Here is a 14,039-nt window from a genome sequence, read left to right on the forward strand (position 1 = left end):
GGGCTTTTTTTTGTATTCCTGGGTCGGCCTCTTCGCGGGCTTGCCCGCTCCCACAGGAGTACCACAAGGCTCGAGTGCAGTAAGGTCCCCTGTGGGAGCGGGCGCGCCCGCGAAGAGGCCGGTGCAGGCTTACTTGAACCTGCGCTCCACCCCTTTCTCCACCAGGATCTTCGCCGAAATCTCTTCCACCGAAAAATGCGTGGAATTGATGTTGGGAATGTTCTCCCGGCGGAACAGGTTCTCCACCTCGCGCACTTCGAACTCGCACTGGGCAAAGCTGGAATAGCGGCTGTTCGGCTTGCGTTCATGGCGGATGGCGGTCAGCCGGTCGGGGTCGATGGTCAGGCCGAACAGCTTGTTGTGGTGCTTTTTCAGCACCGCCGGCAGCTGCAGGCGCTCCATGTCGTCCTCGGTCAGCGGGTAGTTGGCGGCGCGGATGCCGAATTGCATGGCCATGTACAGGCAGGTGGGGGTCTTGCCGCAGCGCGATACGCCTACCAGGATCAGGTCGGCCTTGTCGTAGTAGTGGGTGCGCGCGCCATCGTCGTTGTCCAGGGCGAAATTCACCGCCTCGATGCGTTCCATGTAGTTGGAATTGCCGCCAATGGAGTGCGACTTGCCGACGGAATACGACGAATGGGCGGTCAATTCCTGTTCAAGCGGGGATAAAAACGAAGAAAAGATGTCGATCATGAAGCCATTCGAGGTCGCCAGGATCTCACGGATGTCCTGATTGACGATGGTGTCGAAGATGATCGGACGTACACCATCGCGCTCGGCCGCAGCGTTGATTTGCTGGACCATGGTTCGCGCCTTTTCCGGCGAATCGATGTAGGGACGGGTGAATTTATTGAAGGGAATGCTCTCGAATTGAGCGAGCAGACTCTGGCCCAGGGTTTCGGCGGTGATGCCGGTGCCGTCGGAGATGAAGAACGCGGTTCGTTTCATTTGCGATCTGGGCCTTAAGCTGATGACGTTTTCTGGATATGATAAGTTCGGTTTGCCGAATGCGGCTGTCGGCATTCTCACTTATTTTCCAGGTACAGGCCACAAGCGTCCGGCCAAGTCAATGAAGGCAGGCGGGCGCCCTTGAGCTTTTCCAATACAGTTAGTGGAGAGATCACCTTGGTAGAGTACGTAGTTTCCCTCGATAAGCTCGGCGTCCATGATGTAGAGCATGTGGGGGGCAAGAACGCATCCCTGGGCGAGATGATCAGCAACCTCGCAGGTGCTGGTGTATCGGTGCCGGGCGGCTTTGCCACTACGGCGCAGGCGTACCGCGATTTTCTCGAACAGAGTGGTCTCAACGACCGTATCCATGCCGCACTCGACGCACTCGACGTGGATGACATCAATGCCCTGACCAAGACCGGCGCGCAGATTCGCCAGTGGGTCATGGAAGCCGACTTCCCGGCACGTCTGGATTCGGAAATCCGTACGGCCTTCGCCGCAATGGCTGACGGCAACGACAATATGGCAGTTGCCGTGCGTTCCTCTGCCACCGCCGAAGACTTGCCGGACGCCTCGTTCGCCGGCCAGCAGGAAACCTTCCTCAACATCCGCGGCGTCGACAACGTGATCCGCGCAGCCAAGGAAGTGTTCGCCTCGCTGTTCAACGACCGCGCCATCGCCTACCGCGTACACCAGGGCTTTGACCACAAGCTGGTAGCCCTGTCCGCGGGCGTGCAGCGCATGGTCCGTTCCGAAACCGGCACTGCCGGCGTCATGTTCACCCTCGACACCGAGTCGGGCTTCCGCGACGTGGTGTTCATCACCGGCGCCTACGGCCTGGGCGAAACCGTGGTACAGGGTGCGGTCAACCCTGACGAATTCTACGTGCACAAGAACACCCTGCAGGCCGGCCGCCCGGCCATCCTGCGCCGCAACCTGGGCAGCAAGGCGATCAAGATGGTCTACGGTGAAGAAGCCAAGGCCGGCCGCTCGGTCAAGACCGTCGAAGTGGACCGCGCCGAGCGCGCACGCTTCTGCCTGACCGATGCCGAGGTCAGCGAGCTGGCCAAGCAGGCCATGATCATCGAGCAGCACTACCAGCGCCCTATGGACATCGAATGGGCCAAGGACGGTGATGACGGCAAGCTGTACATCGTCCAGGCGCGCCCTGAGACCGTGAAAAGCCGCTCCAGCGCCAATGTCATGGAACGCTACCTGCTGAAAGAGAAGGGCACCGTACTGGTCGAAGGCCGTGCCATTGGCCAGCGCATCGGCGCCGGCAAGGTCCGCGTGATCAACGACGTATCGGAAATGGACAAGGTCCAGCCGGGCGACGTGCTGGTCTCCGACATGACCGACCCGGACTGGGAACCGGTGATGAAGCGCGCCAGCGCCATCGTCACCAACCGTGGCGGGCGTACCTGCCACGCGGCGATCATCGCCCGTGAGCTGGGCATTCCGGCCGTGGTCGGCTGCGGCAACGCCACCCAGGTACTGAAAGACGGCCAGGGCGTGACCGTATCCTGTGCCGAAGGCGATACCGGCTTCATCTTCGAGGGCGAGCTGGGCTTCGACGTCAAGCAGAACTCGGTCGACGCCATGCCCGACCTGCCGTTCAAGATCATGATGAACGTCGGCAACCCGGACCGTGCCTTCGATTTCGCCCAGCTGCCCAACGCCGGTGTCGGCCTGGCGCGCCTGGAGTTCATCATCAACCGCATGATCGGTGTGCACCCCAAGGCACTGCTGAACTACGCCGGCCTGCCAGCCGACCTGAAAGACAGCGTCGACAAGCGCATCGCCGGCTACAACGACCCGGTCGGTTTCTATGTCGAGAAGCTGGTCGAAGGCATCAGCACCCTGGCGGCAGCCTTCTACCCGAAAAAGGTCATCGTGCGCCTGTCGGACTTCAAGTCCAACGAGTACGCCAACCTGATCGGCGGCAAGCTGTACGAGCCGGAAGAAGAAAACCCGATGCTGGGCTTCCGTGGCGCTTCGCGTTACATCAGCGAATCGTTCCGTGACTGCTTCGAGCTCGAGTGCCGTGCGCTGAAGCGCGTGCGCAACGAGATGGGCCTGACCAACGTCGAAATCATGGTGCCGTTCGTGCGCACCTTGGGCGAAGCCAGCCAGGTCGTCGACCTGCTCGCTGAAAACGGCCTGGCCCGTGGCGACAACGGCCTGCGCGTGATCATGATGTGCGAACTGCCGTCCAACGCCATCCTCGCCGAAGAGTTCCTGGAGTACTTCGACGGCTTCTCGATCGGCTCCAACGACCTGACCCAGCTGACCCTGGGCCTGGACCGTGACTCGGGGATCATCGCCCACCTGTTCGACGAGCGTAACCCGGCGGTGAAGAAGCTGCTGGCCAACGCCATTGCCGCGTGCAACAAGGCCGGCAAGTACATCGGCATCTGCGGCCAGGGCCCGTCGGACCACCCGGACCTGGCCAAGTGGCTGATGGAGCAGGGTATCGACAGCGTGTCGCTGAACCCGGACTCGGTACTCGAAACCTGGTTCTACCTGGCTGAAGGCCAGGGCGCGGTCTGATGCAGTAAAACGCGGGGGTGCGTCTGGCGCACCCCCGCCTGGTTTTTTCCAGGGCGAGCTCCAGCAATGGATCCCGCCCTTTTTTGTGCACCAAGCAACCTTATGCAAAGCAGCAGCACTCTATTTCCCGTGGCCCTGCTCAGTGCCGAACGCCGCGGCGACCTCAGCGAAGACGTGTACCGGATCAAGGCCGGCAACAGCCCTGACCCCAGCGTCGAGCTGGCTGTCACCCGCCTGGGGCTGGCTGATCAGGACCAGGCCCAGGGCGTGCCGGTCATTCTCCTGCACGGCAGCTTCTCCAACCGCCGATTCTGGTATTCGCCCAAAGGGGTTGGCCTGGGGGCCTATCTCGCCCGCGCCGGCTTCGATGTGTGGATCCCGGAAATGCGAGGTCACGGCCTGTCGCCGCGCAACCATGACTGGAAGCACAACAGCGTTGCCGCCTATGCCCGCGATGACCTGCCGCTGATTGCCGCGTTCGTGCGCGAGCAATCGGGCCAGACGCCGCATTGGGTGGGCCATTCCCTGGGGGGGACGACCCTGGCGGCAGCGCTTGGCGGTGGTTTTCTGGCTGCCGGGCAGGTCGCCAGCGTGGCGCTGTTCGGTACTCAGATCAGCCGGGTGTACTGGCCGTTGAAGGTACCGCCGCTGGCCTGGGGGGCGAAGCTGCTGCTCAAGCGCTGGGGGCAGATTTCCGGGCCGCGTTTCAAGCGTGGGCCGGAGGACGAGCCGATCGGCCTGGCGCTGGAGAGCATGCGCTGGCATGGCCTGTTCGGGCGTTTTGGCGACAAGCAGAACGACTGGTGGGCGGGGCTGGCCGAGGTGGATGTGCCACTGTTGGCGGTGGCCGGAGCGGGGGACTTCCAGGACCCTGTGTGGGCTTGCCGCAAGCTGTTCGAGCAGTTGGGCGGTGAGCGCAAGCAGTTTCTGCGGTTGGGGCGCGAGGAAGGCTTCGAGGCTTTCGGGCATGTCGACATGCTGGTGAGCAAGGCCGCGCAGGTGCAGGTGTGGCCGTTGGTGGAGCGCTGGCTGCGGGATCCGCTGGTGCCGGTGCATGAATCCACGGTGGTGGCGGAGCCTGTGCCCATCAGCTGAGTTTGCGCCGCCTGTACTGCCCCTTTCGCGGGCACGCCCGCTCCCACAGGGACCTCACAGCATTCAGCCCCTGTGTGATCCCTGTGGGAGCGGGGGCGTGCCCGCGAAAGGGCCGGAACAGGCAAAACACAACTGACCACTCGGTCCCGGATGACTGCAATGGGCTCTACGGTGTAGCCTTGACCGATACCCGCTTTCGTTGTGACTGACAGGAGCTTCCCATGCAGCATTACGTAACGCCCGACCTGTGTGATGCATACCCGGACCTGGTGCAGGTGCTGGAACCGATGTTCAGCAATTTTGGTGGCCGTGATTCGTTTGGTGGCCAGATCGTTACCATCAAGTGCTTCGAAGACAACTCGCGGGTCAAGGAGCAGGTCGAGCTCGATGGCAAGGGCAAGGTCCTGGTCGTCGATGGCGGTGGCTCGCTGCGCCGCGCACTGCTCGGCGACATGCTAGCCGAAAAGGCTGCCAGAAACGGCTGGGAAGGCCTGGTGATCTACGGCTGCGTGCGTGACGTCGACGTGCTGATCCAGACCGATCTTGGCGTACAGGCCCTGGCCAGCCACCCGATGAAGACCGACAGGCGCGGCGTCGGCGAGCTCAACGTGGCAGTGACCTTCGCCGGGGTGACCTTCCGCCCGGGCGAGTACGTGTACGCCGACAACAATGGCGTGCTGGTTTCGCCAAGCCCGCTGAAAATGCCTGCATGATGCGCCGCCTGCGCTGATGGAGCTTTGATGTTCGAGGAAGACAACGCGCAGTGGGGGCTGGTACATGCCCTGGTGCTCGATGGCAAAGGCGGCGCGCGCTCGGTTGCCCGTACCGAGCTGAACGATCTGCAGCTGCAGCCCGAGCAGAGCCTGTGGCTGCACTGGGACCGCAGTCATCCGCAAACCCGCACCTGGCTGTTGAATGACAGCGGCTTGAGCGCGTTTGCCTGCGAGCTGCTGCTAGAGGAAAACACCCGGCCGCGCCTGCTGCCGATGGCCGATGAACAGCTGTTGCTGTTCCTGCGTGGCGTCAACCTCAACCCGGGTGCAGAGCCCGAAGACATGGTCTCGGTACGCATCTTCGCCGAGGCGCAGCGGGTTATTTCGCTGCGCCTGCGGCCGTTGCGCGCCAGTGACGAGATTCTCCAGCAGCTGGAGGAGGGCAGGGGCCCGAAATCGGCTTCCGAGCTGTTGCTGCTGATGGGTGAACTGCTGACCGAAAAGGTCCAGGGCCTGGTCAGCGACCTGTCCGAACTGGTCGATCTGGAAGAAGAAAAGGTTGAATCCGACGAACGGTACACTCCGGAAAACGGCTGCCTGCAGCAGATCCGTCGGCGTGCCGCTGGTCTGCGGCGTTTCCTCGCCCCGCAGCGGGAGATCTACGCCCAGCTTTCGCGCAGCAAATGGAGCTGGTTTGTCGATGCCGACGCCGATTACTGGAACGAGCTGAACAACAGCCTGATCCGCTACCTCGAAGAGCTCGACCTGACCCGCGAGCGGGCGGCACTGGTGCTGGAAAGCCAGGATCGCCGGCGCAGCGAGCGGATGAACCGCACCATGTACCGCTTCGGCATCATTACCTGCATCTTCCTGCCCATGAGCTTCATCACCGGGCTGCTGGGTATCAATGTCGGCGGTATCCCGGGGGCGGAAAACCCCTATGGCTTCCTGTTTGCCTGCATCGTCGTGCTGGGGCTGGCGGTGGGGCAGTGGTGGCTGTTCCGGCGGTTGCGGTGGGTCTAGATTTGTTGCGCCTGTCCTGGCCTCTTCGCGGGCTTGCCCGCTCCCACAGGTACAGCGCCGCTGCTGAAACTGGCACGGTCCCTGTGGGAGCGGGCGTGCCCGCGAAGAATCCATCGCGCATTCATTTTGAAACATTCGTCCCAGTGCGATGTGTGACCCATCGCCCGGCCGTCTCGTCTCTGACTGACACTGCGCGAGGTGCCCATGCACGATCCGTTTGAAGAATCCCTGCGCGACCTGCTCAAGGCGTCACCCTCCGGCAATGACCGGGATGACCGGGACGACGCCGCCTGCCTGGGTCGCGTGCTGAAAACCGCCAACCGCCAGGTTGGCGCAGGTGATCTGTTCAGCCTGCTTGGCCGCTGGAGCCAGGCGCTGCTGATCGCCGTGAACAATGGCGCGGCGCATGTTGCGCCGGTGCGTCGACATTCTTCCCGCAACGCTGCCAACGGCAGCAAAGCAGATAAGGCCGATTGAATATGGAACTCGATCTCTGGACCCAGAGCCTGGTCACTGCCATGACTGCCCTTTGGACCAAGGTAGCGAACTTCATCCCCAACCTGTTCGGCGCGCTGGTCGTGGTGCTGCTCGGTTTCGTGGTGGCCAAGCTGCTCGACACGCTGCTGTCCAAACTGCTGGCCAAGTTCGGCCTGGACCGCCTGATGGGCGGCACCGGGCTGACCAAGATGCTCGGCCGGGTCGGCATCCAGGTGCCGATCTCGACCCTGGTCGGCAAGATCGTCTACTGGTTCGTGCTGCTCATCTTCCTGGTCTCGGCCGCTGAATCGCTGGGCCTGGAGCGCGTGTCGGCAACCCTCGACATGCTCGCCCTGTACCTGCCCAAGGTGTTCGGTGCAGCCCTGGTGCTGCTGGCCGGCGTGCTGCTGGCCCAGGTGGCCAACGGCCTGGTGCGCGGCGCTGCCGAAGGCATCGGGTTGGAATACTCGGCGGGCCTGGGGCGTATTACCCAAGGCTTGGTGATCATCATCAGCATCTCGGTGGCCATCAGCCAGCTGGAGGTGAAAACCGACCTGCTCAACCATGTGATCGTGATCGGGCTGATTACCGTTGGTCTGGCCGTTGCGCTGGCAATGGGCTTGGGTAGCCGCGAAATCGCCGGGCAGATCCTGGCCGGCATCTACGTGCGCGAGCTGTACCAGGTGGGCCAGCAGGTGCGGATTGGAGAGGTCGAAGGACATATCGAGGAAATCGGTACGGTCAAGACGACGCTGCTGACCGATGATGGCGAACTGGTGTCGCTGTCCAACCGCGAGCTGCTTGAACAGCGCGTCAATAGCCGCTAACCGCACAAAGCTGTTAATGTATGCCGCCGCGAAAATCGACCCACGGGGTCGCGCGGCGACATTGACCTGACTGTCGGCCAGATCCGTTTTGAATAAAGTTCATTCGCCGCCCATGCGTTATGACCCCCGCGAGCTCACCGACGAAGAGTTGGTGGCGCGTTCGCATGAGGAGCTATTCCACGTTACCCGCGCCTATGAAGAGCTCATGCGGCGCTACCAGCGGACCCTGTTCAACGTCTGTGCACGTTACCTGGGGAACGACCGTGACGCGGACGATGTCTGTCAGGAAGTCATGCTGAAAGTGCTGTACGGGCTGAAGAACTTCGAGGGTAAGTCCAAGTTCAAGACCTGGCTCTACAGCATCACCTACAACGAATGCATTACCCAGTACCGCAAGGAGCGCCGTAAACGCCGGTTGATGGATGCCTTGAGTCTGGACCCTGTGGAAGAGGCGTCCGAAGACAAGGCTCCCAAGCCAGAAGAAAAAGGCGGGCTGGACAAGTGGCTGGTGCATGTGAACCCGATTGACCGGGAAATCCTGGTGCTGCGATTTGTCGCAGAGCTGGAATTTCAGGAAATTGCCGACATCATGCACATGGGCCTGAGCGCAACGAAAATGCGCTACAAGCGCGCGCTAGACAAGCTTCGGGAGAAATTTGCCGGCCTTGATGAAACTTAGTGGCCTGCAAATATCTCTAACGAACCGGCGAGTTCTGCTAGACTTGCCGTCGAGTTGTCCCCCTTGTTTGTGGTGGGACTGCTTAACTATCACCAGATGGGGATTTAACGGATGAAATTGAAAAACACCTTGGGCTTGGCCATTGGCTCGCTCGTCGCTGCTACTTCCTTCGGCGTTCTGGCTCAAGGCCAAGGCGCTGTGGAAATCGAAGGCAACGTTACCAAGCAGTACTACGACAGCGAACGTAACTTCAAGAACGACGGCACCAATCCTGGTGTTCGCCTGGGCTACTTCCTGACCGACGACGTTTCCCTGGACCTCGGCTACAACGAGACCCACAACGCGCGTGGTGAAGTCTTCAACAAAGACATCAAAGGTTCCAAGGCCAAGCTCGACGCTACCTACCACTTCGGTACCGTGGGCGACGCTCTGCGTCCATACGTTTCCGCCGGTTTCGCTCACGAGAGCCTGGGCCAGGCCACTCGTAGCGGCCGCGACCACTCCACCTTCGCCAACGTTGGCGCTGGCGCCAAGTGGTACATCACCGACATGTTCTTCGCCCGTGCCGGCGTAGAAGCCATGTACAACATCGACAACGGCAACACCGAGTGGGGTCCGACCGTTGGTGTTGGTCTGAACTTCGGCGGTAGCCCGAAGCAAGCTGAAGTCGCTCCGGCTCCAGTTGCCGAAGTGTGCTCCGACTCCGACAACGACGGCGTTTGCGACAACGTCGACAAGTGCCCTGACACCCCGGCCAACGTTACCGTTGACGCTGATGGCTGCCCGGCTGTTGCCGAAGTCGTTCGCGTTGAGCTGGACGTCAAGTTCGACTTCGACAAGTCGGTCGTCAAGCCAAACAGCTACGGCGACATCAAGAACCTGGCTGACTTCATGAAGCAGTACCCACAGACCACCACCACCGTGGAAGGTCACACTGACTCCGTCGGCCCAGACGCTTACAACCAGAAGCTGTCCGAGCGTCGTGCCAACGCTGTCAAGCAGGTCCTGACCCAGCAGTACGGCGTTGAATCCAGCCGTGTTGACTCGGTTGGCTACGGCGAAACCCGTCCGGTTGCCGACAACGCCACCGAAGAAGGCCGCGCTATCAACCGTCGCGTTGAAGCTCAGGTAGAAGCCCAGGCCAAGTAATTGGTTTGAAGCTTCATGAAAAACCCGGCCTCGGCCGGGTTTTTCTTTGCCTGGGATTTGTGTCACTTGTGACGGCCTCTTCGCGGGTAAACCCGCGAAGGGGCCAGATGAGGCACCCTATCATCCAGCAATTGCCACAAGGTCCCGAGCCACCTGCTCTCCAACCACCTCCCCAATCACCACTATCGCCGGGCTACGCAAGCCAAACCCGCGCGCATCCTCGACCATACCCCGCACATCGCTCCTGCACTCCCGCTGCTGCGGCAACGAGGCATTTTCGATCATCGCCACCGGCGTCGCCGCTGCCATGCCCCCTTCAAGCAACCCTTGGCGCACCTGCTCCAGCCTGGCCACGCCCATGTACACCACCAGCGTCGTGCCGCCCTGGGCCAAGGCCGCCCAGTTCAGCTCGCTGTCGTCCTGGGTATGAGCGGTGACCAGCGTCACGCCCCGGCTCACACCCCGTGAGGTCAGGGAAATCCCGCATTGCGTGGCGCCAGCCAGGCCGGCGGTGATGCCGTTGACCACTTCCACCTCGATACCATGCCCCTGCAACCACAGCGCCTCCTCACCGCCACGGCCGAAGATGCACGGGTCGCCGCCCTTGAGCCGTACCACGCAGCGCCCTTGCCGCGCATGGCGCAGCATCAGGCGCTGGATGAACGCCTGCGGCGTGGAGCGGCAGCCGCCGCGCTTGCCCACGGCAATCACCCGGGCCTGTGGGCAATGCGCCAGCAGCGCCGGGTTGACCAGGTCGTCGATCATCACCACGGCGGCTTGCTGCAAGGCGCGCACAGCCTTGAGGGTGAGCAGTTCGGGGTCACCAGGGCCGGCACCAACCAGCCAGACTTTTGCATTCATCAGGTTTTCCTCATCGGCAAGGCGCGTTCAGCCCTTGAGCAGGGTGAGCAGCAGTATCAGGTTGAACAGCAAGGACAGCAGGGCCAGGGTGCGCCAGACCTTCAACGGCTCGCGCTCCAGCAACGGCCGTGGCCGGCTGGGCAGTTCCTGGCGGTCGCCCCGTTCGAGCAGCAGCAGCCAATGTTCCGCGGTTTCGAAGCGCTGCGCCGGGTCGGCGGCCAGCGCCTGCTGCAGGTTATGCTGCAGCCATTCCGGCAGGTCGGGGCGGTAGCGCGCGGCGTTGACCGGCTGGCCAAAGCGCGGGCGCTGGAAGGCCTCCACCTCGCCGTACGGGTAGTGACCGGTAAGCAGGTGATAGAGCGTCACGCCCACGGCATACAGGTCCTGGCGTGGGCTGGGCGGCTGGCCGTCGAACGCTTCCGGGGCAATGTATGTCGGTGTGCCCGGCAACTCGTGCAGCGGGTCTTCGGACAGGCCCGGGCAGTAGGCCAGGCCGAAGTCCAGCAGGCGCAGCTGGCCATCGCTGCCCAGGTGCAGGTTGTCTGGCTTGATGTCGCGGTGCAGCAGGTTGCGCCGGTGCAGTACGCCGACTGCCTGCAGCAATTGCCTGGCCAGCTCCAGCCACTGCGGCATGGGCAGCGGGCCATGTTCGGCCAGAAGCGCCGCCAGGCTCTGGCCGGGGTATTCGCGCATCACATAGTACAGGTGCTGGCGCTGGCTGGCGGCGTGCAACTCGGGAAAGTGCCGACCCGCGACCCGGCGCAGGAACCATTCCTCCAGCAACAGCCCTTGCGCCGCGCCAGGCTCCCGCTCGCGTGCGGCGGGCAGGGTCTTCAGCAGCCAGGCCTGGCCCTGGCCATCGCGTACCCGGTACAGCAACGACTGGCGGCTGTGCGACAGCAGCTTTTCGGTTTGCCAGCCATCGATGACCTGGCCCTCACGCAGCGGGCCGGGCACCGGCCAATGCTGCAGCTGTGCCAGGGTGTCGCCCAGGTTGGCCGTGCCCAGATGTTCGACCTGCACCAGCAAGGCACTGGCATTGTCCTGGCTGCCGTTGAGGTGCGCGCTGGCGACCAGGGTGTCGACTGCCAGTTGCAGGTCGGGTTGCTCGCGCAGCACCGCCTGGATGTGCTGGTCGCCCAGGCTGGCCCATACGCCATCGCTCAGCAGCAGAAAGCACTCGCCCGGTTGCAGCTCGCCTTCCAGATAATCCACCAGCAGGTGCTGGTCCAGGCCCAGTGCACGCTTGAGTACATGCTGCATGCCCGGCTGGTCCCATACATGGTCTTCGCTCAGGCATTGCAAGTGCCCAGCGTGCCAGCGGTACACGCGGCAATCGCCTACATGTGCCAGGGTGAAGCGCCGGCCACGCAGCACCAGCGCGCTGAGGGTGGTCAATAGTGGTTGGCCACTGCCTTGGGCGCGCAACCAGCGGTTCTGCGCCAGCAGCAGGCGGTCGAGTGCCTGGGCCACGCTCCAGGTCGCAGGGGTGGCGTAATAGTCCAGGGCCAGCGCCTGCAGGCTGGCACGGGCTGCCAGGCCGCCATCGGCACATTGGCTGACGCCGTCGGCGAGGGCGAACAGGTAGCCCTTGCTGGCGGCCAGCTCCGGCGCCGGGGTAACCAGGCGCAGGGCGTCCTGGTTTTCCTCGCGTGGCCCGGTGGCGCTGGCCTGGGCAAAGTTCAGTTGCAGGCTCATGGCTATGCCTCAGACGCGCGCCGCAGTAACCGCAGCCGAGCCCCAGGTGGTGCGCCAGCGCTGTTTCACGCCGTGCAGGCCGAACCAGGCCAGCAAGCCCAGGCTGGCGAACAGCCACAGCCCCAGCTGGTAGTCACCGGTGTGCTGCTTGATGGTGCCAAGCCCGGCGGCCAACAGGAAGCCGCCGATGCCGCCGGCCATGCCGATCAGCCCGGTCATCACGCCGATCTCCTGGCGGAAGCGTTGCGGCACCAGCTGGAACACTGCGCCATTGCCGGCTCCCAGGCCGAGCATGGCGCTGACGAACAGGGCCAGTGCGGCGGCGGCACCGGGCAGGTTGAAGCCGACCGCGGCGATGCAGATGGCCGCCACGCTGTACATGCCCAGCAGCGTGCGGATACCGCCGAAGCGGTCGGCCAGGGCGCCGCCGAGTGGGCGCATCAGGCTGCCGGCGAATACGCAGGCAGCGGTGTAGTAGCCGGCGGTGACCGGGCTCAGGCCATACTGGTCGCTGAAATAGCCGGGCAGGGCGCTGGCCAGGCCGATGAAGCCGCCGAAGGTGACGCTGTAGAAGAACATGAACCACCAGCTGTCACGGTCGCCCAGGGCCTTGAGGTAGTCGGCCATGGCTTTTGGCTTGGGCCGCTGCGGGGCATTGCGTGCCAGCAGGGCGAACACCACAAGGGCCAGCGACAGCGGGATCAGCGCAAAGCCGAACACATTGTGCCAGCCAAAGCCCGCAGCCAGCGCCGGGGCCAGCAGGGCGGCGAACACTGTGCCGGAGTTGCCGGCACCGGCAATGCCCATGGCTTTGCCTTGATGCTGAGGTGGGTACCACTGCGAGGCCAGTGGCAGTGACACGGCGAACGAAGCGCCGGCAAAGCCGAGGAAAACGCCTAGCAGCAGCGCTTGTTCATAGCTGTGTACGCCCAGGTGCCAGGCAGCGGCGAGGGCGACAATGACCACTACCTGGCCGATCAGCCCGGCGGTTTTGGGCGACAGGCGGTCCACCAGCACGCCCATGGCAAAGCGCAGGACCGCCCCGGCCAGGATCGGTGTGGCCACCATCAGGCCCCGTTGTTGTGCACTCAGCTGCAGATCGGCGGCAATCTGCACCGCCAGTGGGCCAAGCAGGTACCAGACCATGAAGCTGAGGTCGAAGTACAGGAACGCGGCGAACAGCGTGGGCACATGCCCGGATTTCCAGAAGCTGGTACTCATCGAACACCTCACTCGGCAATGCAACGGAACGAAAAAGACGCCGCCACCCGCTCCACGTGGGTGGAGGGGAGAGCGACGTCTTTGTCGGGATTTAAGTGGGGCAACCGCCGTTGGCTACCGGTGCACTAACCTCAGCAAGAGCCGGGCCAACTCTCTGTGATGCAGTTCCTTTGCAGGAGCGGCCTTGTGTCGCGATGGGCTGCGTGAAGCAGGCCGCTAGCCCAACATCTCATGCATGGCAATGATCTGCTCGGCCACCTGGATCAGCTTCTGCTGCCGGCTCATGGCCTGGCGGCGCATCAGGGTGTAGGCCTGTTCTTCGTTGCAGTCCTTCATCTTCATCAGCAAACCCTTGGCCTGTTCGATGCGCTTGCGCTCGGCCAGTTGCTGGTCACGCGCAAGCAGCTGCGCCTTCAGCGCCTGGTCACTTTCGAAGCGGGCCATGGCCACATCCAGGATCGGCTGCAGCCGCGCGGCATGGATGCCTTCGACGATGTAGGCACTGACCCCCGCCTGGATCGCCTGGCGCATCACTCCGGGGTCGTGCTCGTCGGTGAACAGCACGATCGGCCGCGGTTGGTCACGGCTGACCAGCACCACCTGTTCCATCACATCGCGGTCCGGTGAATCGGTATCGATCAGCACCACGTCCGGGCGCACCGTTTCCACGCACGCGGGCAGGTCGATGGTCAGGCCAGGGGCTTCTATGACCTCGAAGCCGGCCTCGCTCAAGGCCGCCTTGAGGCGGCCGAGTTTGCTCTGGGTGTCGTCGATCAGCAGTATGCGCAACATGAA

Annotated in this window: 13 protein-coding genes; 8 read left to right on the top strand and 5 right to left on the bottom strand. The window is 63.2% G+C overall.

Annotation, left to right across the window (positions count from 1 at the left end):
- Positions 1 to 129 precede the first annotated feature (129 nt).
- Positions 130 to 948 carry a pyruvate, water dikinase regulatory protein gene (locus QIY50_18910; protein WGV19419.1) on the bottom strand — a complete coding sequence of 273 codons (819 nt, stop codon included), beginning with the start codon at positions 946 to 948 and terminating at the stop codon, positions 130 to 132.
- 177 nt (positions 949 to 1,125) lie between these two features.
- On the opposite strand from QIY50_18910, the gene ppsA reads away from it, so the two are divergent.
- The 8 genes from ppsA to QIY50_18950 all read left to right on the top strand — a co-directional run bounded on the left by ppsA (position 1,126) and on the right by QIY50_18950 (position 9,464).
- Positions 1,126 to 3,501 (top strand): phosphoenolpyruvate synthase, encoded by a 2,376-nt coding sequence (gene ppsA, locus QIY50_18915; protein ID WGV19420.1) that lies wholly within the window; start codon positions 1,126 to 1,128, stop codon positions 3,499 to 3,501.
- A gap of 102 nt (positions 3,502 to 3,603) precedes the next feature.
- Positions 3,604 to 4,596, top strand: coding sequence for an alpha/beta fold hydrolase (locus QIY50_18920; GenBank protein WGV19421.1), 993 nt, complete (start codon positions 3,604 to 3,606; stop codon positions 4,594 to 4,596).
- 221 nt (positions 4,597 to 4,817) lie between these two features.
- On the top strand, positions 4,818 to 5,309 hold the full coding sequence (rraA, locus tag QIY50_18925) for a ribonuclease E activity regulator RraA (protein WGV19422.1): 492 nt from the start codon (positions 4,818 to 4,820) through the stop codon (positions 5,307 to 5,309).
- 27 nt (positions 5,310 to 5,336) lie between these two features.
- Positions 5,337 to 6,332 carry a zinc transporter ZntB gene (locus QIY50_18930; protein ID WGV19423.1) on the top strand — a complete coding sequence of 332 codons (996 nt, stop codon included), beginning with the start codon at positions 5,337 to 5,339 and terminating at the stop codon, positions 6,330 to 6,332.
- A 204-nt stretch (positions 6,333 to 6,536) separates the two neighbouring features.
- Positions 6,537 to 6,809: a CrfX protein gene (locus QIY50_18935; GenBank protein WGV19424.1), complete on the top strand. Its 273-nt coding sequence runs from the start codon at positions 6,537 to 6,539 to the stop codon at positions 6,807 to 6,809.
- A gap of 2 nt (positions 6,810 to 6,811) precedes the next feature.
- A complete protein-coding gene (locus QIY50_18940) occupies positions 6,812 to 7,636 on the top strand; it encodes a mechanosensitive ion channel (GenBank protein WGV19425.1) in 825 nt (274 codons plus the stop codon).
- A 112-nt stretch (positions 7,637 to 7,748) separates the two neighbouring features.
- Positions 7,749 to 8,315, top strand: a complete 567-nt coding sequence (gene sigX / locus QIY50_18945; protein WGV19426.1) for an RNA polymerase sigma factor SigX — start codon at positions 7,749 to 7,751, stop codon at positions 8,313 to 8,315.
- Between the two features lie 111 nt (positions 8,316 to 8,426).
- Positions 8,427 to 9,464 (top strand): OmpA family protein, encoded by a 1,038-nt coding sequence (locus QIY50_18950; GenBank protein WGV19427.1) that lies wholly within the window; start codon positions 8,427 to 8,429, stop codon positions 9,462 to 9,464.
- A gap of 120 nt (positions 9,465 to 9,584) precedes the next feature.
- Here QIY50_18950 and cobA read toward each other — a convergent pair whose 3' ends face one another.
- From cobA to QIY50_18970, 4 genes are all read right to left on the bottom strand, one after another.
- Entirely contained in the window at positions 9,585 to 10,325 is a 741-nt protein-coding gene (gene cobA, locus QIY50_18955) for a uroporphyrinogen-III C-methyltransferase (protein WGV19428.1), read from the bottom strand.
- Positions 10,326 to 10,352: 27 nt separating this feature from the next.
- Positions 10,353 to 12,023 (bottom strand): bifunctional protein-serine/threonine kinase/phosphatase, encoded by a 1,671-nt coding sequence (locus QIY50_18960; GenBank protein ID WGV19429.1) that lies wholly within the window; start codon positions 12,021 to 12,023, stop codon positions 10,353 to 10,355.
- Between the two features lie 9 nt (positions 12,024 to 12,032).
- Positions 12,033 to 13,244 (bottom strand): nitrate/nitrite transporter, encoded by a 1,212-nt coding sequence (locus tag QIY50_18965; GenBank protein WGV19430.1) that lies wholly within the window; start codon positions 13,242 to 13,244, stop codon positions 12,033 to 12,035.
- 216 nt (positions 13,245 to 13,460) lie between these two features.
- Complete coding sequence (locus QIY50_18970; GenBank protein ID WGV19431.1) at positions 13,461 to 14,036, bottom strand: ANTAR domain-containing protein; 576 nt, start codon at positions 14,034 to 14,036, stop codon at positions 13,461 to 13,463.
- Positions 14,037 to 14,039: the final 3 nt, after the last annotated feature.

The sequence above is a fragment of the Pseudomonas putida genome (assembly GCA_029953615.1).
GTDB lineage: Bacteria > Pseudomonadota > Gammaproteobacteria > Pseudomonadales > Pseudomonadaceae > Aquipseudomonas.

Coding starts and splice junctions, on each gene's coding strand:
- QIY50_18940 (WGV19425.1), top strand. CDS start 6,812: ATGGAACTCGATCTCTGGACCCAGAGCCTGGTCACTGCCATGACTGCC.
- QIY50_18930 (WGV19423.1), top strand. CDS start 5,337: ATGTTCGAGGAAGACAACGCGCAGTGGGGGCTGGTACATGCCCTGGTG.
- cobA (WGV19428.1), bottom strand. CDS start 10,325: ATGAATGCAAAAGTCTGGCTGGTTGGTGCCGGCCCTGGTGACCCCGAA.
- sigX (WGV19426.1), top strand. CDS start 7,749: ATGCGTTATGACCCCCGCGAGCTCACCGACGAAGAGTTGGTGGCGCGT.
- QIY50_18920 (WGV19421.1), top strand. CDS start 3,604: ATGCAAAGCAGCAGCACTCTATTTCCCGTGGCCCTGCTCAGTGCCGAA.
- QIY50_18910 (WGV19419.1), bottom strand. CDS start 948: ATGAAACGAACCGCGTTCTTCATCTCCGACGGCACCGGCATCACCGCC.
- QIY50_18960 (WGV19429.1), bottom strand. CDS start 12,023: ATGAGCCTGCAACTGAACTTTGCCCAGGCCAGCGCCACCGGGCCACGC.
- QIY50_18970 (WGV19431.1), bottom strand. CDS start 14,036: ATGTTGCGCATACTGCTGATCGACGACACCCAGAGCAAACTCGGCCGC.
- QIY50_18950 (WGV19427.1), top strand. CDS start 8,427: ATGAAATTGAAAAACACCTTGGGCTTGGCCATTGGCTCGCTCGTCGCT.
- QIY50_18965 (WGV19430.1), bottom strand. CDS start 13,244: ATGAGTACCAGCTTCTGGAAATCCGGGCATGTGCCCACGCTGTTCGCC.
- QIY50_18935 (WGV19424.1), top strand. CDS start 6,537: ATGCACGATCCGTTTGAAGAATCCCTGCGCGACCTGCTCAAGGCGTCA.
- rraA (WGV19422.1), top strand. CDS start 4,818: ATGCAGCATTACGTAACGCCCGACCTGTGTGATGCATACCCGGACCTG.